Origin of the sequence: Pedococcus sp. 5OH_020 (assembly GCF_027812955.1) — a bacterium.
Classification (GTDB): domain Bacteria; phylum Actinomycetota; class Actinomycetes; order Actinomycetales; family Dermatophilaceae; genus Pedococcus.
Genome location: NZ_JAPYZV010000004.1, coordinates 398,570 through 417,350, shown reverse-complemented (window position 1 = coordinate 417,350; position 18,781 = coordinate 398,570). Strand labels below are relative to the sequence as shown.

General features: G+C 71.7%; 20 protein-coding genes. 5 read left to right on the top strand and 15 right to left on the bottom strand.

Annotated features, from left to right (window positions below):
- Positions 1–75: 75 nt before the first annotated feature.
- Genes PHA84_RS09785 through PHA84_RS09765 form a run of 5 tightly spaced genes read right to left on the bottom strand, consistent with a single transcriptional unit; the run spans position 76 to position 6,208 of the window.
- Positions 76–663 carry a Trp biosynthesis-associated membrane protein gene (locus tag PHA84_RS09785; RefSeq protein ID WP_270887901.1) on the bottom strand — a complete coding sequence of 196 codons (588 nt, stop codon included), beginning with the start codon at positions 661–663 and terminating at the stop codon, positions 76–78.
- Positions 660–2,213 carry an anthranilate synthase component I gene (locus PHA84_RS09780; protein ID WP_270887900.1) on the bottom strand — a complete coding sequence of 518 codons (1,554 nt, stop codon included), beginning with the start codon at positions 2,211–2,213 and terminating at the stop codon, positions 660–662. The genes PHA84_RS09785 and PHA84_RS09780 overlap by 4 nt, the downstream gene beginning before the upstream one ends.
- Entirely contained in the window at positions 2,206–2,583 is a 378-nt protein-coding gene (gene hisI, locus PHA84_RS09775; protein WP_270887899.1) for a phosphoribosyl-AMP cyclohydrolase, read from the bottom strand. Before hisI ends, PHA84_RS09780 begins: the two co-directional genes overlap by 8 nt.
- Before the next feature lie 20 nt (positions 2,584–2,603).
- On the bottom strand, positions 2,604–4,385 hold the full coding sequence (locus PHA84_RS09770) for an ABC transporter ATP-binding protein (protein ID WP_270887898.1): 1,782 nt from the start codon (positions 4,383–4,385) through the stop codon (positions 2,604–2,606).
- Positions 4,382–6,208, bottom strand: coding sequence for an ABC transporter ATP-binding protein (locus tag PHA84_RS09765; protein WP_270887897.1), 1,827 nt, complete (start codon positions 6,206–6,208; stop codon positions 4,382–4,384). The genes PHA84_RS09770 and PHA84_RS09765 overlap by 4 nt, the downstream gene beginning before the upstream one ends.
- Positions 6,209–6,278: 70 nt before the next feature.
- Between PHA84_RS09765 and PHA84_RS09760 the strand changes: the two genes are divergently transcribed.
- Entirely contained in the window at positions 6,279–6,923 is a 645-nt protein-coding gene (locus PHA84_RS09760; RefSeq protein WP_270887896.1) for a TIGR03085 family metal-binding protein, read from the top strand.
- 55 nt (positions 6,924–6,978) lie between these two features.
- On the opposite strand, the gene hisF is transcribed toward PHA84_RS09760, so the two are convergent.
- On the bottom strand, positions 6,979–7,752 hold the full coding sequence (gene hisF, locus PHA84_RS09755) for an imidazole glycerol phosphate synthase subunit HisF (protein ID WP_270887895.1): 774 nt from the start codon (positions 7,750–7,752) through the stop codon (positions 6,979–6,981).
- 31 nt (positions 7,753–7,783) lie between these two features.
- On the opposite strand from hisF, the gene PHA84_RS09750 reads away from it, so the two are divergent.
- Entirely contained in the window at positions 7,784–8,368 is a 585-nt protein-coding gene (locus PHA84_RS09750; protein WP_270887894.1) for a hypothetical protein, read from the top strand.
- A 114-nt stretch (positions 8,369–8,482) separates the two neighbouring features.
- Here the strand turns inward: PHA84_RS09750 and PHA84_RS09745 are convergent, their stop codons facing one another.
- Entirely contained in the window at positions 8,483–9,775 is a 1,293-nt protein-coding gene (locus PHA84_RS09745; protein WP_270887893.1) for a hypothetical protein, read from the bottom strand.
- A gap of 215 nt (positions 9,776–9,990) precedes the next feature.
- On the opposite strand from PHA84_RS09745, the gene PHA84_RS09740 reads away from it, so the two are divergent.
- Genes PHA84_RS09740 through PHA84_RS09730 form a run of 3 tightly spaced genes read left to right on the top strand, consistent with a single transcriptional unit; the run spans position 9,991 to position 12,961 of the window.
- Complete coding sequence (locus tag PHA84_RS09740) at positions 9,991–10,566, top strand: DUF5655 domain-containing protein (RefSeq protein ID WP_270887892.1); 576 nt, start codon at positions 9,991–9,993, stop codon at positions 10,564–10,566.
- A 1-nt stretch (position 10,567) separates the two neighbouring features.
- Positions 10,568–11,731: an FUSC family protein gene (locus PHA84_RS09735; protein ID WP_270887891.1), complete on the top strand. Its 1,164-nt coding sequence runs from the start codon at positions 10,568–10,570 to the stop codon at positions 11,729–11,731.
- 24 nt (positions 11,732–11,755) lie between these two features.
- Positions 11,756–12,961 (top strand): MFS transporter, encoded by a 1,206-nt coding sequence (locus PHA84_RS09730; protein ID WP_270887890.1) that lies wholly within the window; start codon positions 11,756–11,758, stop codon positions 12,959–12,961.
- Between the two features lie 80 nt (positions 12,962–13,041).
- Here PHA84_RS09730 and PHA84_RS09725 read toward each other — a convergent pair whose 3' ends face one another.
- The 8 genes from PHA84_RS09725 to ribD are packed head-to-tail and all read right to left on the bottom strand — an operon-like array spanning position 13,042 to position 18,749.
- Complete coding sequence (locus PHA84_RS09725) at positions 13,042–13,557, bottom strand: PH domain-containing protein (protein ID WP_270887889.1); 516 nt, start codon at positions 13,555–13,557, stop codon at positions 13,042–13,044.
- Entirely contained in the window at positions 13,554–14,399 is an 846-nt protein-coding gene (gene hisG / locus PHA84_RS09720; protein ID WP_270887888.1) for an ATP phosphoribosyltransferase, read from the bottom strand. Before hisG ends, PHA84_RS09725 begins: the two co-directional genes overlap by 4 nt.
- Before the next feature lie 11 nt (positions 14,400–14,410).
- Positions 14,411–14,674: a phosphoribosyl-ATP diphosphatase gene (locus PHA84_RS09715; RefSeq protein ID WP_270887887.1), complete on the bottom strand. Its 264-nt coding sequence runs from the start codon at positions 14,672–14,674 to the stop codon at positions 14,411–14,413.
- Positions 14,671–15,156, bottom strand: coding sequence for a 6,7-dimethyl-8-ribityllumazine synthase (gene ribH, locus PHA84_RS09710; protein WP_270887886.1), 486 nt, complete (start codon positions 15,154–15,156; stop codon positions 14,671–14,673). The genes PHA84_RS09715 and ribH overlap by 4 nt, the downstream gene beginning before the upstream one ends.
- Positions 15,153–16,379 carry a 3,4-dihydroxy-2-butanone-4-phosphate synthase gene (gene ribB, locus PHA84_RS09705; RefSeq protein ID WP_270887885.1) on the bottom strand — a complete coding sequence of 409 codons (1,227 nt, stop codon included), beginning with the start codon at positions 16,377–16,379 and terminating at the stop codon, positions 15,153–15,155. Before ribB ends, ribH begins: the two co-directional genes overlap by 4 nt.
- On the bottom strand, positions 16,376–17,086 hold the full coding sequence (pnuC, locus tag PHA84_RS09700) for a nicotinamide riboside transporter PnuC (protein ID WP_270887884.1): 711 nt from the start codon (positions 17,084–17,086) through the stop codon (positions 16,376–16,378). Before pnuC ends, ribB begins: the two co-directional genes overlap by 4 nt.
- Positions 17,083–17,718 carry a riboflavin synthase gene (locus PHA84_RS09695; RefSeq protein WP_270887883.1) on the bottom strand — a complete coding sequence of 212 codons (636 nt, stop codon included), beginning with the start codon at positions 17,716–17,718 and terminating at the stop codon, positions 17,083–17,085. The genes pnuC and PHA84_RS09695 overlap by 4 nt, the downstream gene beginning before the upstream one ends.
- Entirely contained in the window at positions 17,718–18,749 is a 1,032-nt protein-coding gene (gene ribD, locus PHA84_RS09690; RefSeq protein WP_270887882.1) for a bifunctional diaminohydroxyphosphoribosylaminopyrimidine deaminase/5-amino-6-(5-phosphoribosylamino)uracil reductase RibD, read from the bottom strand. The genes PHA84_RS09695 and ribD overlap by 1 nt, the downstream gene beginning before the upstream one ends.
- Between the last annotated feature and the right edge of the window lie 32 nt (positions 18,750–18,781).

Here is an 18,781-nt window from a genome sequence, read left to right as displayed (position 1 = left end):
GTTCGGGCGCTGATGTTCGGCCTAGCGGTGCGGCGCGCCGGGGTGAAGCGGTGCCGACGTGCCATATCCATTGTGTCAGGTGGTGACGGTGGGGTCCTCCCCAGCATCCAGCCTGTCCCAGTCGCTGGCGACCCGCTGACCCCGCGCTCCGGCCGTCGTGGCCGCGGGGGTCTCGTACCGCGCTCCGAGGCCGCGCCAGTGCCCGGACCCGGCGAGCCCTCCGGCGGCCGAGGCGAGGAGGAGCAGGCTCGCGAGGAGGCAGAGCCAGGGCCACGACGTCGCCGTCGCATGCGTCCCCAGCGACCCGGTACGCCCAGCGGCTCGCGCCGCCACCCCGCCGAGCGCACGGGCCGGGTCTGCCAGGATCCGGACCGCAAGCACCCCCTCCGCCACCCCTGCCAGCCCCAGCACGGAGAGCGTCACCCGGCGCACTACCGGCCCGCTCGTGGTGGCTGCCAGTGCGGCGGCCGCCGACACCAGGGCCAGCGCCACGACGCCGGAGGCCACGTCTCGGCCACTGCCGCTCACCCGGCTGGCTCCCAGCACCGCGTCGTCCACGGTTCCCCGGACCCAGGTGCGTCCGCCGCTGGCCAGGAGCACCCCAGCGCCGGCGAGGGCCAGCAGCACGACGGCGAGCTTCGACGTCGGCCGGGGCGCCCTCATCGCACGGTCCGCAGCGCGGAGGCGGTGGCGACTGCCCGCAGGGCTGCCGCTGCCTTGTTGACGGTCTCCTCGAACTCGGCGCTTGGCACGGAGTCCGCGACGATGCCCGCACCTGCCTGGACGTGGGCGGTGCCGTCTTTGACGACGGCGGTGCGGATGGCGATCGCCATGTCGAGGTCCCCGTGGAAGTCGAGGTAGCCGACGACGCCCCCGTAGATGCCGCGTCGGCTCGGCTCGTAGTGCTCGATGAGGCTCAGCGCGCGGGGCTTGGGTGCGCCGGACAGCGTCCCCGCCGGGAAGGTGGCAGCCAGCACGTCGTACGCCGTCCGTCCCGGCCGCAGGTCCCCGACCACGGTGGACTCGAGGTGCGTGACGTGGGAGTAGCGGCGGACGTTCATGAACTCGACCACGTCCACGGTGCCCGGCTCGCACACGCGCTGGAGGTCGTTGCGCCCGAGGTCGACGAGCATGACGTGCTCGGCACGTTCCTTGGGGTCGGCCAGCAGCTCTTCTGCGAGCCGCAGGTCGTCCTCCGGCGTCTTGCCCCGGGGGCGGGAGCCGGCGATGGGGTGGGTGATGGCACGGCGCCCGGTGACCTTGACCAAGGCTTCCGGGGAGGAGCCCACCACGTCGTACGACGTGCCGTCCCCCGACGGCAGCCGCAGCAGGTACATGTACGGGCTGGGGTTCGAGGAGCGCAGCGCCCGGTAGACGTCGAGGGCGTCGGCGCGGCACGGCGTGGAGAACCGTTGCGAGAGCACCACCTGGAACACCTCGCCGGCGCGGATGTCCTCCTTCGCCTGCTCCACCATCTGCTCGAAGTCCTGCCGGCTCACGTTGCTGCGGACCTCGGTCCGCGCCCGCCGGAACACCTCCGGGTCGACCGTGGCCACCGTGCTGGGGGCCGCAGCGGCGAGGTCGCTGCTCATGGCGTCGAGCCGCGCGACGGCGTCCGTCCAGGCCTGTTCGACACGCTCGTCGGTGCCGTCGAAGTTCACCGCGTTCGCCACGAGCAGCAGCGAGCCGTCGGCGTGGTCCAGCACTGCGAGGTCGGTAGCGAGCATCATCGTGATCTCGGGCAGCCGGAGCTCGTCGGGCAGCGACTGCGGCACCCGCTCCCAGCGACGTACGGCGTCGTAGGAGATGGCGCCCACCATCCCGCCGGTCAGCGGGGGCAGCCCCTCGATCGGCTCGGTCGCGAGCGCGACGACGGTGTCGCGAAGGGCGTCGAGAGGGTTCCCGCTGGTCGGCACCCCTACCGGCGGCTCACCGACCCAGTGCGCCTGGCCGTCGCGCTCGGTCAGCGTGGCGCCGCTCCCCGCGCCCACGATCGAGTAGCGGGACCAGACGCCGCCGTGCTCGGCCGACTCGAGCAGGAACGTGCCGGGCCTGTCCTTCGCGAGCTTGCGGTACACACCGACGGGCGTCTCGGCATCGGCCATCAGCCGTCGCACCACCGGGATGACCCGGCGGTCCTTGGCCAGGATCGCGAAGGTCTCCAGGGTGGGCCACGTCGTGCCGAACGAGAGGTCTGCTCCCACGTCAGGCATCGTCGCCCACCTCTGCCACCCGGGCTCCGAGGTCCCCGGCGTCGAAGCAGGTGCGGTCGCCTGTGTGGCACGCGGCTCCCACCTGGTCGACCCTGACGAGCAGAGCGTCGCCGTCGCAGTCCACGGCGACGGACCTCACATGCTGGACGTGCCCACTGGTGTCGCCCTTGCGCCAGTACTCCTCGCGGCTGCGGGACCAGAACGTCACCCGACCTTCGGACAGCGTCCGGCGCAGGGCCTCGTCATCCATCCAGCCCAGCATCAGTACTTCCCCGGTGTCGTACTGCTGCACGATGGCAGCCACCAGCCCTTGGACGTCGCGCTTGAGACGCCCCGCGATGGCGGGGTCGAGGACTGCGGGGGAGGTCACCGGGCCATTGTGCCGTGTGCTCAGCCGCGCTGCTGGGCCGCCCACGACGCGTGCAGCGCGGCGTACACCCCACCCTGCCGCACCAGGACACGGTGCGGGCCGCGCTCGACGATCCTGCCCCGGTCCACCACCACCACCTCGTCCGCCGCCTCGGCGGTGGAGAGCCGGTGCGCGATCGCGATGGACGTCCGTCCGCGGGTGAGCCCCTCCAGGGCGCGCTGCAGGCGGACCTCGGTCGAGGGGTCCACAGCGGACGTCGCCTCGTCGAGGACCAGCAGGTCGGGGTCCGCGAGGTAGGCGCGGGCGAGCGCGACGAGCTGGCGCTCTCCCGCCGACAGTGACTCGCCGCGTTGCCCGACCTCCGTCGCGAGCCCTTGGGGCAGGCCGGACAGCCACGCGTCGAGGCCGAGCTCGGTCAGGGCCAGGCGTACGTCGTCGTCGGTCGCTCCCGGACGGCCGAAACGGACGTTCTCCCGCAGGGTGGCGTCGAACAGGAAGCCCTCCTGCGGTACCAGGACCACCCGCTCGCGCAGCGACGAGAACCTCACCCGGCGCAGGTCCACCCCGTCGACCAGCACCCGTCCGCGGGTGGGGTCCATCAGCCGGGTGAGGAGCTTGGCCAGCGTCGACTTGCCCGAGCCGGTCTCCCCGACGATGGCCACGCGCGAGCGTGGCGCGATCGAGAGGTCGATGTCGTGGAGCACCTCCTCGCCGCCCGGGTAGGCGAACGACACACCCTCGAAGTCCACCGTGATGGGGCCACGCGGCAGCACCTCGCCCTCCTCGCCCGGGTCCGCCACGTCGGCCGGGGTGTCGACCACCCCGATGACCCGGCGCCAGCCGGCCACGGCGTTCTGCAGCTCGTTGAGGATCTCGGTCGCCTGCTGGACCGGCTGGGTGAAGAGGTTGACCAGGAACAGGAAGGCGAGGAGCTTGCCGAGGGTCAGGTGTCCCGCGGACGCCTGGACCGTCCCCACGACGAGCACGACCGCCAGCGTCAGGCCGGCCACCAGCTGGCCGGAGGAGAAGGCGGCCACGGACCTGACCTGCGCGCCGATGGAGGCGACCCGGTGCGCCTCGATGGCCTCGTCGATGCGCGTTGCGGTCCGTTCCTCCACCCCATAGGCACGGATGGTCGCTGCTCCCACCACGGACTCGGAGACCGCGGCGAGCAGGTCCCCGACCCGTTCGCGCACCGTGGTGTAGGCCCGTCCCACGATGGTCTGGAACCGACGGATCACGAACAGCAGCGGGACGAAGCAGAGCCAGACGACGGCCGTGAGCAGCGGGCTGTAGAACAGCATCAGGGCGGTGGCCACGGCGATCTGGCCGAGGCTCAGGATGAGGATGATGCCCCCGAACTGGACGAACTGGCTGATCGTGTCGACGTCGGAGGTCACCCGGCTCACCATCGAGCCGCGCCGCTCGCTGTTCTGGGTCAGCATCGACAGGTCATGCATGTGCCGGAACCCCCGCAGCCGCAGGGAGGCCAGCCCTGCTTCCGAGGCCCGGAAGAGCCGCACGTTCACCGCGTACGCGCATGCCGCGGTGATGACCACGGCCACGAGGGCCAGCAGGACGTCGCGGGTGACCAGGCCCGGGTCCGGGCCGTTCTTGCCGAGGAGCCCGTGGTCGGTCGTCTGCTGCACGACGAAGGGCACCACGACCCGGCCGGCCGTCGTCAGGGCGGCCAGGCCGAGCGTGACGCCGAGGCCGCGGCGCAGCTCCGGCGACAGGTCGACCCCCCGACGCAGGGTGTCGAGCGTGCCCAGGCGCGAGGTCGCGTCGATGGTGCTGCTCACGCCGTGACCTCCTCGTCGGCTGCCATGGCAGCCCGCTCGGCCGCCTCGCGGACGTACGCCGTGACGAGCCGTTCGTAGCCGGGACACCGTTCTTGTAGCTCGTCATGGCTGCCCTGGTCGACGACCCGGCCCGCCTCGATGTACACGATGCGGTCGGCCAGCGTGATGGTCGACATGCGGTAGGCCACGACGAGCACCGTCGTCCCGTCGCTGCTGGACCGCAGCGCGGCCAGGATCGCCTGTTCCACGGAAGGGTCGACGGCGCTGGTCGCGTCGTCCAGGACGAGGACCTGGGGCCGCCGGATGACCGCCCTGGCGAGGGCCAGGCGCTGTCGCTGGCCGCCGGACAGGGACGCCCCCCGCTCCCCGACCCTGGTGTCGAGGCCGTGTGGCAGCTCGCGGACGAAGGCCGTCGCCTGGGCCGTCTCGAGCGCCTGCCACACCTGCGCGTCGTCGAAGTCGGCGCCGAGGGCGATGTTCCCGCGCACCGTGTCGTCGAACATGAACGTCTGTTGTGGCACGAGCGCGGCCACCTCACTCACCCCTCCCCGCCGGACCTCGCGCAGGTCCACACCGTCGAGGCTGACCGTGCCGTGGTCGGGGTCCACCAGCCGAAGGGTGAGGTTGGTGAGCGTCGACTTTCCGGAGCCGGTCGGCCCCACGAGGGCCACGGTGGCACCGGCGGGGACCTCGAGGCTGACGCCGTGGATCGCCTGGAACCTGGACTCGACGCCGTCCTCGTCGACGATGTCGTAGGAGTAGTCGACGTCCTCCAGACGCGAGTCAGACGCGCCGTGGCGCTGCAGCTTCGCCGAGCCGTAGGGCAGCTCTCCCCGTGCCTGCAGCACCGCGTCGACCCGGTCCCAGCCGACCACGGTCCGCGGCAGCTCACCGAGGACCCAGCCGAGCGCCCGGACGGGGAACGCGAGCACGGAGATGAGATACGCGACCTGGACCACGGCGGCCGGCTGGAGCGCACCGGAAGCGACCTGACGCGCCCCCACGGCCAGGACGGCGAGCGTGCCGAGCGTGGGGATGGCCTCGATGACGGGGTCGAAGGTCCCCCGGGTTCGGCCCACCGCGACGTTGGCCGCCTGGAGGCGCCGGGTGACCTCCTCAAACCGCCTCGCCTCCTCGTCCTCGCGCCCCATGGACTTGACGATGAGCGCCGCCTCGAAGCTCTCGTGGGCCACCTCGCTGACCTCGGCGCGCAGCTGCTGGGCCCGGGACACCTTCGGCGACATGGATCGCTGGAACACCACGTTGGCCAGGAAGAGCGCAGGGAAGACTGCGAGGCCGATGAGCGCCATCACCGGGTCGACCAGGACCATCTGGACGATCCCGGCGACGAGCATGATCAGCACGCCCAGGGCCATCGGCAGCGGCGCGAAGACGTTCCACGTCGCCTCGACGTCGGCGTTCGCGTTGGACAACAGCTGTCCTGAGGGGTGCCGGTGGTGCCACGACAGCGGCAGACGCAGGTACTGCCGGGTGACCTCGCGCCGGAACGTCGCAGCGACGTTGTACATCGTGAAGCCGGCGGCGATGCGGCGGATCACCACGCCCACGACGTTGACCAGGACGACGCCGGCGACCCAGGCGAAGATGACCCGCAGCTGGTGAGCGCTCACGTGCCCCGCCGCCACGGCGGGCTGGACCTGCTCACGGGTCACCTTGCCGATAGCCCAGGCCGTGAGCACCGTCATGACGCCGTAGACGGTGCTTCCCGCGACGGCGAAGGCGAACCAGCGCGGCTCCCGACGGATGCCGACCGCCACGATGCCCAGGCTGCGACGCAGCGACGGGGCGACGTCGACGGACATGGCTGACCTCCGGGTGTGCGTGAGGTGGGGGGAGATCCAACCCTCTCACGGGGCAGGCATGATGGCAGCCATGACCCAACTCGCCCGGCTCGAGCGCGACGCCCTCTGCGACACCTTCCTCGCCCACGGTCCGCAGGCACCGACCCTCTGCTCGCCGTGGACCGCCGCGGACCTCGCCGCCCACATCGTCATCCGGGACCGCCGCCCTGACCTGGCACCGGGCATCTGGCTGTCGCCGCTGGCCGGACGCCTCGAGAAGGGCCAGGCGCAGTATGCCGCGAAGCCGTGGCCGGAGCTCGTGGAGCTCGTGCGTGCCGGGCCCCCGACGTGGTCGCCCGCGCGCCTGCCGGCGATCGACGACACGGTCAACTTCGTGGAGCTCTTCATCCATCACGAGGACGTCCTGCGGGGCGACGAGACGCCGGGACCTCGCCGGGAGCTCTCCACCCGGCAGTCCCGGGCCGTGTGGAAGACGCTGGGGCGGACCGCCAGGCTGCTGTTCCGGCGGAGCCCGGTCGGGGTGGTGCTCCAGACTCCCGAGGGTGAGGAGCTGCCGGCGCGAGCGGCGACCGAGCTCGGCACCGTGCTGCTCCAGGGCCGGCCGGAGGAGCTGCTGCTCGCGGCATACGGCCGGCGGCGCGTCGCGGCCCTCGAGGAGACCGGCGGCAGCGACCTCGTCAAGGCCCTGTGGACGTCTCCGGTCGGGCTCTCGTAGCGGACAGCTGGCCGGCGGCATGGCCGGCCCAGCAACCGGCGCGGTGGCCGGCCCCCTAGCGAACGCAGATGCCGTCCTGGCGCAGCGCTTGCTTGACCGCGCCGATGGTCAGCTCGCCGAAGTGGAAGACGCTGGCTGCCAGGACCGCGTCGGCGCCCGACCGCACGGCAGGCGCGAAGTCGCCCACCGCGCCGGCACCTCCACTGGCGATGATGGGGACGCGGACCTCGGACCGCACGGCCTCGATCAGCTCGAGGTCGAAGCCGTCACGGGTCCCGTCGGCATCCATGGAGTTCAGCAGGATCTCCCCCGCGCCCAGCTCGGCGGCCCGCACGCACCACTCGATCGCGTCGATGCCTGTGCGGGTGCGGCCACCGTGGGTGGTCACCTCAAAGCCGCCGCTGGCTGGTCCCGCGTCGTCGCGGCGGCGGCGGACATCGGCTGACAGCACGAGGACCTGCGAGCCGAAGCGGGCCGCGATCTCGTGCACCAGCTGCGGACGAGCGATGGCGGCGGTGTTGACGCCCACCTTGTCCGCCCCGGCCCGCAACAGCCGGTCGACGTCGTCCACGGTACGGACGCCTCCCCCGACCGTGAGGGGGATGAATACCTGCTCGGCGGTGCGTCGGACGACGTCGTAGGTGGTCTCCCGGTTGCCGCTGCTGGCCGTGACGTCGAGGAAGGTGAGCTCGTCGGCACCCTGCTGCCCGTAGGCCTTCGCCAGCTCCACCGGGTCGCCCGCATCACGCAGGTTCGCGAAGTTGACCCCTTTGACGACGCGTCCGGCATCCACGTCCAGGCAGGGGATCACGCGCGTGGCGACAGTCACCCGCCCAGCGTATCCACCTATCGTTGGCCCCATGGCGAGCGATCGCGGTACGGTCCACCTCGATGCCCGCGCCGCCCTCGATGCCCTGGTCGCCCTCGTCGAGTCGCGTGAACCCCGCTGCGCTGCAATACATCTGGTCGCCATCGACGGTCCGAGTGGTGCCGGCAAGACCACCCTGGCGGCTGAGGCTGCGGCCCTGCTCGCCGCCCCCACGGTGCATCTGGACGACCTCTACCCGGGCTGGGACGGGCTGCGAGCCGCCACCGAACGCGTGCAGCAGTGGGTCGTCGAGCCGCTGAGGGCCGGGCGTCCAGCGCGCTACCGGCGCTGGGACTGGCTCCGGGGGGCCGATGCGGACTGGGTCGAGCTGCCGGCGGCGCCGGTCGTGCTGCTCGAGGGGTGCGGGTCGGGCGCCCTCCCGGCGGGCGCGGCCCTCTCGGCACTGGTGTGGGTGGAGGCAGAGGAACAGGTGCGCTACGCCAGGGCCATCAACCGCGACCCCGGCTTCGCGGAGTTCTGGAGCAGGTGGGCGGCCCAGGAGGACGAGCTGTTCTCAGCCGACCGCACCCGGGACCGGGCCGACCTGGCGATCGACACGACAGACCAGCCGCTGTAGTCCCGCGCCTGTAGTGCGGTCGCGCGTTTCCGGGCAGGACCGCGCTGGTCGGACCCCGCGCCGCAGCCGGAGGCGGTGCCGGCCCACGGCCGGCACCGCCTCGTACGCGGCCGTTCAGCAGCCCTTGGCCACCGAGGCGAAGCCCGTGTAGGCACCGCCGATCCCGATGGTCCGCGGTCCCATGAAGGTGTACCGGCCGTCCCACGAGCTCAGCCCCAAAGGCGTCGTGCCGTTACGGGCGAACCAGTTGGCGTTGACCTCGTCCTCGGGGTGCCACACGTTGTTCGCCGCGGAGTCGGGGTTGCCGGCGAGCGGGAACCACACCCCGACGACGGGGTCGCCCGTCTCGAGAACTCCCGTGCATCCGTACTGCGGCGCTGTCGGCGTCAGCCACGGCTGGACGGCGTTGTCGACGAACGGGTCGTCGAGCCACTCCGCCACCTCGTGGGAGAGGCCGTGGATGTCGGCGATCCCCCGGGTCGGGGAGGTCGTCGGGGAGAACCCGGTGTACGTGTTCGGCGTGGTGTACGCGGCGTAGATGAACGTCTGCACCGGGTTGTTGCCCTGGCCGTTGGCCTGGCCCGCGCCATGCCCCAGCGGCATGGCCGCACCGTGGTAACCCAGCGTGCAGCAGTTCGTGTAGTTGTCATGGCCGTCGAACAGCAGGACGTTGTGGGTCAAGAAGATCGGCACCGTGGTGGGGTCGATCTGCAGCGATCCCATCAGCTGTTGGAGCTTCGTGGAGAACCACTGGCCCTCCACGATCCCAGCCACGGCCCCGGACACGCGCTGGTACGCGACGCCCTGGCTCGCCGGGACCGCGAACCGCTGCTTGGGGAGCACCGTGGTGTTCGCCAGCTTGACGTGGTAGCCCGAGCCGATCTTTCCGAACTGCGCCCGCATGAAGACGTCGCCGTACTGGCCGGTGTCACCGCCGAGATCACCGGGGTAGGTGTTGGCGGCGAAGATGGGTGAGCTCAGCGTCTTGGCGACGTCATTCGGAGAGCCGGTGGTGGGGTCGGCGTCCCAGTCCTGGGCCTTGGCGTCGTAGCCGTACAGCTTGCTGACGGCCGACATGTCCTGTCCCGCCGCCACGAAGGTGAACTCCAGCGGGATGATCTCGGTCTTGACGGTCGTAGAGCCTCCCTTGCGGGGGTCCGAGCCGACCATCGTCGCGGTGTACTTCACGCCGTTCGTCGGATCCGTGTACGTGAAGGACCAGTGAGGGATGGTGCGAGCGCCGTACGTCGGCGTCACACTGCCTGCAGTACCGAACCGAGCGTCGCTGGCGGGGCCGGGTGCGGCACCACCCTTGGCGGAGGCGGTCGCGACCGAGGCGAACGGCACCATGGCCAGCGCACTGCCGACCAGGGCTGCGACGGCAGCACCGAGAAGCTTTCTGCTCATGCGTTCCCTTTCGAATGTGAAGCGGTCTCCCTGGTAGGGCGGCAGCATCGGGGTCAAGGCGTGACCCGGCACGGTCGTGCTGGGTCACCTTGGAGGCTATGTCGGCTTCGGGCCACCTCCCTCCCTCCGATGACGGAGGTGTGGACCACAGGGCCCGGCGGCCGTCCACCTCATCCTCGACAGCTGGTACGGACCTGCCACGCCATAATCGGGGAATGGAACCGGGCGACATGATGGCGGCGGTCAGCAGCTCCCTCGAGCAGCGCACCGGCCGGACCCTCGAGCAGTGGGCGACCGTGGTGAAGGCGTCCGGCGTCGACCCGCTGGACCAGCGGGCGGTGCGCGCCTGGCTCAAGGACGTGCACGGCGTACCGCAGAACTCGCAGTGGGCCATCGCCGAGGAGGCCGCGACCCAGGCGGGGTGGGTGCGGCCTGACGCCGACGGGTACACCGACGCGCTGTACAGCGGCAGGAGGGCCCAGCTCCGAGCCATCCACGACGCCGTGATCGTGCTCGCCGAGGGGCTGGGCCCCGACGCCCGCCGGGAGGGACGTGGCGGCTACATCCCGGTCGTCCGCAAGACGCAGTTCGTGGCAGTGGCGCCGGGACCTCGGCACACCGTCCGGGTCGGCTTCCGGTTCCGGGAGGGCACGCCTGTCGACGAGCGGCTGTCCCCGGCCAAGGGGTTCGCCCAGGCGACCCACTGGCTGCACCTGCCCTCGGACGCGGACGAGGACGACCTCCGGTCGCTGGAGCCGCTCCTCGAGGCGGCCTACCTCCAGAACGGCTGACGTGCGCTCGTCGGGCCGGCTGCGCAGCGCCGGAGCAGGCCTCTCCCCCTCGAGCGTGGACCTGGGCCGCGCCGCCGCGCGGTCGCGCCACGAGGCTGCCGCGCGGACGCACCGGCTGCTGAGCCGGATGTTCTTCATCGTCCAGTGCGGTCTCGGCGCCGCCACCGCGTGGTGGGTGGCCAACGACCTCCTGCACCACCCGCGTCCGTTCTTCGCGCCCGTCACCGCCATCATCAGCCTCGGTATGTCGTTCGGCCAGCGGCTGCGCCGGGTCACCGAGGTCATGATCGGCGTGGCCGTGGGCGTCTTCATCGGGGATGCCTTCGTGCACTTCTTCGGCTCGGGGCTCTGGCAGATCGTGGTCGTCGTGGTGCTCGCGATGAGCGTCGCGGCGCTCCTGGGCGCCGGGCTGCTGCTCACCACGCAGGCCGGCGTGCAGTCTGTCATCGTGACGACGCTCATCGCCGACCCGGGGCAGTCCTTCACCCGTTGGCTCGACGCCGTCGTGGGGGGCGTCGTGGCCCTGCTCTTCACCCTCGTGGTCCCGGCCGCGCCGCTGCGGCGACCGCGACAGCAGGCGTCCCTGGTGGTGCAGGAGATCAGCGCCATCCTGACCGACACCGCGCGGGCCCTACGGACCGCCGACTCCGACCTCGCCTCGGCGACTCTCGCGCGGGCCCGTCAGTCCGAGTCCATGCTCGCCGAGGCCCGGGCGCTTTCGGCCGAGGGCATCGCGGTCGTCCGCCTCTCGCCGTTCCGCCGCCGGCACCTGCCCGGCGTGCAAGCCATCGCGGACCTGCTCGAACCGCTCGACCGGGCCATCCGGAACCTGCGGGTGCTGGTGCGGCGAGCCGCCATCGCCACCTGGCGGGACGAGCCCGTGCCCACCGCCTATCTGCGGCTGCTGGACTCGCTGGCCGAGACGACGCACGACATCGCGCGGGAGCTCGCGGAGCGGCGCCTGCCCACCAACGCCCAACGCGGCCTGCAGCAGATCGGCGAGCTCAGCGCGGTCATCGACCACTCCGCCGGCCTGTCGGGTGAGGTGATGAGGGCTCAGATACGTTCCATGGTGGTGGACCTGCTGATGCTCACAGGGCTGCCGCACGACGAGGCGTTCGAGATGGTGCCGGAGTCCATGACGACCGCACCCCACGACGGCTGAGGGCTCCTGAGACACTGGCGCGCGATGTCATCTCCTCGTCCCCACCCCCGCCTGCATCTGCCTCCCACCTGGGTCATGGCCCTGAGCCTCGTGGCCGTCGCGGTGAACCTGCGGACCGCCATGGCCAGCGTGCCGCCGCTCGTCCAGACGATCGGCGCGGACCTGCACCTGTCCAACGCCGCCTTGGGCGCGCTGACGACCCTGCCCGTGCTCTGCATGGGCGTCTTCGCGCCCTTGGCCCAGCGGATCGCGCTGAGGGTCGGCGCCGCGGGGGCGATCGAGCTGGCCGTCGTGTGCGTGGCCGTGGGACTCGGCCTCCGGTTCGCCGGCGGTCAGGCGTGGGCGCTGTATGCCGGAACCTTCGTCGCGGGCGTGGGGATCGCCATCGGCGGCACCCTGCTCCCGGGCCTGGTCAAGGAGCTGTTCCCACCGCAACGCTCCGGGCTCGTCACGGGCCTGTACATGCTCGCCATGATGGGTGGCGCGGGCGCGTCCTCCGCGCTCTCGGTGCCGCTGCGGGACCGGCTGGGGTCCTGGGAGGCATCCCTGGGCTCGTGGAGCATGCTGGCGCTGGTCGGCGTGCTGGCCTGGCTGCCGGTATGGCGCGGCCACACGCGTCACCGCGCTGCCAACCCCACGCTGCTCGTCCCGGCGCGGCTGCCCTGGGGGCACCTCACCGCGTGGCTGGTCGCGACATACCTGTCGCTGCAGTCGATCGAGTTCTACTCGACCCTGGCGTGGCTCGCCCCGACGTACACCGGTCGTGGCTGGGACGCGACGCACGCGGGCTACCTGCTCAGCGTGTTCACTGCCGCTCAGCTCGTCTCCGGACTGCTCGGCCCAGTCCTGACCGACCGCATCCATGACCACCGAACCCTCCTGGTGGCAGCCTCCGTCCTCGGCCTCCTGGGCCAGGCAGGGCTCTGGCTGGCGCCCGGGGCTGCGCCCTGGGTCTGGGCGACGGTGCTCGGTTTCGGCCAGGGCGCCTCGTTCTCCCTGGGCCTCGTGCTGATGGTCGACTACGCGCAGACGCCGGCCGCGAGCGCCCGGCTGGCCGGGATGGCGTTCTTCTTCAGCTACGGCATCGCCTCTCTGGGACCCGCGACCATGGGGGCGCTGCGCGATGCCACGGGTGGGTTCCAGGCGGTCTGGATGACGCTGACCCTGCTCATGGTCGGTCAGATCGCCGTCTCGGCCGTGCTTCGCCCAGGCTTGCGCCGCGTGGAGTAGCGACCAGCGCTCGGGCCTCAGGGCCTGTGGCCTCAGCGCCCGGTGACCTCAGGGCCCGGTGATCTCAGGGCCCGGTGGCCTCAGGGCCCGGTGACCTCAGGACCGGCCGGGAAGGGTCCGAGCGCTTGGACGAGGGCAGCCAACCGTCCGGCTTCCGCCTGCGCCACCTGCCCGTCGGCCCGCTGGATCGCCATGACGGCGAGCGTGTCCGTGTCCACCAGCTCGATCGTCACCCAGGGGTCGCCACCCCCGAAGCGCACGTCCGCGACCGCGCCCCACGGGACGGTGCGCGTCGTCAGGAGGTTCCGGACGACGAGTTCCTCCCGCGACGGGACGGCGCGGATCGAGGCGAACCTCCACAGAAGGAACGCAATCGCCACCCCCATCGCGGCGTAGAACACCCGGTCGCCGGCACGCCACGTGCCGCCCACGTCCGGACCGGGAAGGAATACCGCGATCAGCCCGAAGAGCAGCAGCGTGGCGGCGGCGGCGGCGTACGCCACCGCCCGCCCGCGGCGGGGCTGGAACACCGCGAAGGCTGGCTGCCCGCCGTTGCCCTGCGCCGTCCCCGCAGGAAGGTCCGGCTCGGGCGTCACAGCCGGCAGGCGGCGATGTCCGTGACCAGGATGGCGCGGGCGCCCAGGTCGTACAGCTCGTCCATGATCGCGTTCGTCCGGGCCCGCGGGACCATGGCCCGCACCGCAGCCCACTCCTTGTTCTGCAGCGCCGAGACGGTGGGCGACTCCAGTCCGGGCGTCACCGCACAGGCCTGCTCGACCAGTCCCACGGGTACGTCGTAGTCGAGCATCACGTAGTGCCGGGCGGTGATGACGCCGGTGAGCCGTCGGCGCAGCACCTCGACAGCCGCCGTCTCGTGGGACCCCTCGCGACGGATCAGGACGGCCTCACTCCGCAGGATCTCGTCGCCGAAGACCTCCAGGCCCTGCTGACGCAGGGTCGTGCCGGTCTCGACCACGTCCGCGATGACGTCGGCAACGCCGAGCGTGATGGCGGTCTCGACTGCACCGTCCAGCCGCACCACCTGCGCGGCTACCCCGTGCTCGGCCAGGTGCTTCTCCACGAGGCCGGGGTAGCTCGTGGCCACCCGGTGTCCCGAGATGTCGGAGACCCGTGCGCACGTGCCGCGTCTGCCGGCGTACCGGAAGGTCGACGCCCCGAAGCCCAGCGTCATGACCTCGATGGCCGCGCTGCCCGAGTCGAGGAGGAGGTCGCGGCCGGTCACGCCGCAGTCGACGGTGCCGGACCCGACGTAGACGGCGATGTCGCGGGGGCGCAGGTAGAAGAACTCGACGTCGTTGTCGGCGTCGGTGACGACGAGCTCCTTGGCGTCCCGGCGCACCCGGTAGCCGGCCTCGCGGAGCATCTCCACGGAGGGCTCGGACAGGGACCCCTTGTTGGGCACGGCGATTCGGAGCATGGCGGTGGTTCCTAGAGGTGGGTGTAGACGTCGTCGAGGCTGATGTCGGAGGCGACCATGAGGACCTGGAGGTGGTAGAGGAGCTGGGAGATCTCTTCGGCGGCGCGCTCCTTGCCCTCGTGCTCGGCGGCCATCCACACCTCCGCCGCCTCCTCGACGATCTTCTTGCCGATCGCATGCACCCCGGCGTCGAGCGCGCGGACCGTCCCGGAGCCCTCCGGACGGGTGACCGCCTTCTCGGTGAGCTCGGCGTAGAGGTCGTCGAAAGTCTTCACGCGCCCAGGGTACGGGGGGCCCAGCCGGCCAGCGTGGTCGCAGTCGCCACGGCCGCCACCGCGGCCTCGTACCCCTTGTCCTCGCTGGATCCTGGGAGCCCGGCTCGGGCCAGCGCCTGCTGGTCGTCGTCACACGTCAGGACGCCGAAGCCGACCGGACAGCCGGTGGTGACGCTGACCTGCGTGAGGCCGTTCGTCACCCCGGAGCACACGTACTCGAAGTGCGGCGTCCCACCACGGATGACGACTCCGAGAGCGACCAGCGCGTCGTATGCCGGCGCCAGACGCGCGCAGGCGACGGTCAGCTCGACGGTGCCGGGGACGCGCACGAGAGGCACGTCGCGCACCCCGGAGTCGCCCAGCCCTCGCCGAGCCCCGTCGACGAGACCGTCCATGACCTCGCTGTGCCACGAGGCGGCGACGATGGCGACGCGCAGGCCGGAGCCGTCGGCGGTGATGGTCGGTGAACCGTGGCCGCTCACGCCGTGACCCCGGCGTCCGCCGCGTCGAGGATCAGGTCGTGACCCATCCGGTCGCGCTTGGCGCGAAGGTACCGCCGGTTGGCCGGGTTGGGCGCGATGGACAGGCCCTCCACGCTCGCCACGTCCACGCCGTAAGCCCTCATGGCGGCCACCTTGGCCGGGTTGTTCGTGAGCAGCCGAACCGGGCCGAGGCCGAGGTCGGCCAGGATCGCGGCCCCCGCGACGTACTCCCGTCCGTCCACCGGCAGGTCGAGCTCCAGCTGGGCGTCCACCGTGTCCAGGCCCCGGTCCTGAAGGGCGTAGGCCTGGAGCTTGGACACCAGACCCACGCCACGTCCCTCGTGCCCCCGGAGGTAGACCACGACGCCGCCCTCGGCGGCCACCCGTTCCAGGGAGCGTTCGAGCTGCGGCCCGCAGTCGCAGCGCAGTGAGCCGAGGGCGTCGCCGGTCAGGCACTCCGAGTGAAGGCGCACCAGCGGGGCGGCTCCTGCCGTACCGCGTGGGCTCACCAGTGCGAGGTGCTCGTCACCGGTGAGCCGGTCCCGGTAGCCGACGGCTGCGAACTCGCCGTGCCGGGTGGGCAGCCGGGTCTGCGCGAGCCGCTCCACGCGGTCGTGCCGCTGTCGCCAGGCGACGAGCTGCGCGATCGTGATGACCGGCAGGTCCGCGAGTGCACCCGTCGCCATCACCTGCGCGCCGCGCATCATGGTGCCGTCGTCGTTGACCAGCTCGCCGATGGCTGCCACGGGCGCCAGGCCGGCCAGCCGGCACAGGTCCACCGCAGCCTCCGTGTGGCCCGGCCTCTGCAGGACGCCACCGTCCCTGGCACGCAGGGGGATGACGTGGCCGGGCCGGAGGAACGACTCCGGCGTCGCGGCGGGGTCCGCCAGCAGGCGGATGGTCGTGGCGCGGTCGGCTGCGCTGATCCCGGTCGTCACGCCGAAGGCAGCGTCCACACTGACGGTGTAGGCGGTCCGAAGAGGGTCCCGGTTGTCGGCGACCATGAGGGGCAGGCCAAGCCGGTCCGCCGTCGCGCCGGGGACCGGCACACAGACGTAGCCGCTAGTGTGCCTGATGGTCCACGCCATCCACTCGTCGGTGAGGGTCTGTGCAGCGAGTACGACGTCGCCCTCGTTCTCCCGGTCCTCGCTGTCGGTCACCAGCACCGGGCGCCCCGCACGTAACGCCGCGAGCGCCTGCTCGACCGTCGCGAGCCCGGTCATGCCCGAGCCTCGGACAGCTCTCTGACCGGCTCCGGTTCTTCGCGCGAGGCCTTCAGCCAGACGAAGAACCCGTACACGACCAGCGCCCCGTACACGGCGTAGAGCACAGCCGACGGGTAGAACCTGGAGTGGACCAGCAGGGGGACTCCGACGATGTCCACGGCGATCCAGGCCAGCCAGAAGTCGTTCCACCCGCGCGCCATGGCGTAGGTGGCCACGATGGACCCGACGAAGATCCATGCGTCGCACCAGTAGTACCAGCGTGGCGCCGGCCACCCGGCGCCGATGAGGGCGAAGACCCACTGGAGCACGACGACGCCGGCGAGCCAGAACCCGACGTACCCCGCCCTTTCCCGCATGGTGGCCCAGCGAGGCGTGATGGCGGGCCGCGCCGTGCCTTCGGCGTGGTTCGCCCGGCGCACCTGCTGCCATCGCCACCAGCCGTAGACGCTGGTGATCACGAAGAACACCTGCCGTCCCGCCTGGCCGTAGAGGGTGGTGTGCTGGGGGTTGCTGAACGCGACGCCGAAGAACACGGTGAAGAGCAGGACGTTGCCGACGATCCCCACGGGCCAGGCCCAGACACGGCGCCGCATGCCTCCGATCGCGGAGGCGAACCCGAAGGCATTGCCGACCACCTCCCGCCAGAGGATCTGCTGGCTGCCGAGGTGCAGCTGGGCGTCGAAGAGCTTCTCGAGCCAGTTCATACCGTGGTCTCCTGATCGCTGGTAGTCGTGCTGTCGTGCGGAGGGGCGAAGGCGAGGAGGCGTTCGACGTACTTCGCCAGCACGTCCACCTCGAGGTTCACGGGATCCCCCACGACCTTGTGTCCCAACGTGGTCAGGGCCAGAGTCGTCGGGATGAGTGACACGGTGAACGAGTCGGTGCCCAGCGTCGCCACGGTGAGGCTGACGCCGTCGACCGTGATGGAGCCCTTCTCCACGACGTAGCGAGCCACCGTGGGCGGAAGGCTGAAACGCACCACCTCCCACCGGTCCCCCGGGACGCGTTCCGTGATGGTCGCCGTGGCATCGACATGTCCCTGGACGACATGGCCACCGAACCGGCTGCCGGTCGACATGGCGCGCTCCAGGTTCACCGGGTCACCAGCGGCCAGGGAACCCAGGCTGGTTCGGCTCAGAGTCTCGGCCATCACGTCCACCGTGAACCGGCCGCTCGAGTGCTCCACCACCGTGAGGCAGATCCCGTTCACCGCGATGGAGGCGCCGTGGACCGCGTCCTGGGTGACCAGCGGCCCCGCGACGGTCAGGCGGGCGGAGTCCCTGCCGTGCTCGAGGGCGACGACCGTGCCGAGCTCCTCCACTATCCCGGTGAACATCAGCCGATCTCCTTGAGGCAGGCGGTGAGCCGCACATCGTGGCCGATGAGCGTGATGTCGGTCGGCTCGAGCCGGAGGGCGCGGCCCATGGTCGTGATGCCGAGGTCGCCGACGGACGGGCGACCGCGTCCGAGCAGAACCGGTGCGACGTAGGCGACGACCTCGTCGACCAGACCGGCGGACATGAAAGCGGCCGCGACCGTGGGGCCACCCTCGAGCCACAGGTGGTGGATCTCCGCCCTCGCCAGCGCTGCAAGGACCTCGTGCGGGTCCCGGGTCCGCAGGTGCCAGGTCGGTGCTGCGTCGTCGAGCACCCGCGCGGTCACAGCCAGCTCGCGCACCCCCATGACGACACGCACCGGCTGTCGCTCGTACAGGCGGCCGTCCGCCCGACGCGCGGTCAGGTGGGGGTCGTCGGTGAGCGCCGTCCCGGTCCCCACGAGGATGGCTCCGCACCGAGAGCGCTGGACGTGCACGTCCTGGCGCGCCTTCTCCCCCGTGATCCACCGGCTCGTGCCGTCGGCGGCTGCGCTGCGCCCGTCCAGGGTCGTCGCGAGCTTCCAGGTGACCCAGGGCCTTCCAGTGGTCACCAGCTGGGTCCACGTCCGGTTCAGGAGCTCCGCCTCGGTCGCCAGCACCCCAGCCCGAGTCCCCACGCCGTGCTCAAGGAGCCACTGGCCGCCACCGGCCGCTGCCGGGTTCGGGTCCGTCTGGGCAAAGACGACGCGCCGCACCCGCGCAGCGCGCAGCGCCTGCGCGCACGGCTGTGTGCGGCCGGTGTGGTTGCACGGCTCCAGGGAGGCGTACGCGGTGCAGCCCTCGGCCCGGTCGCCGGCGGCGGCGAGCGCGTCCGCCTCGGCGTGCGGGGTCCCGGCGCCCCGGTGCCAGCCTTCGGCCACGAGGCTCCCGTCGGGCCCGACGAGGACGCACCCGACGCGCGGGTTGGCGTCAGCCTCGGGTCCGCGCTCGGCCAGCTCCAGGGCGCGACTCATCCACACCTCGTCGGCGTCCGTGGTGTGCTGCCCCGTCATGTCCTGCCCTCGTGCTCCAGACCGATGGTCGA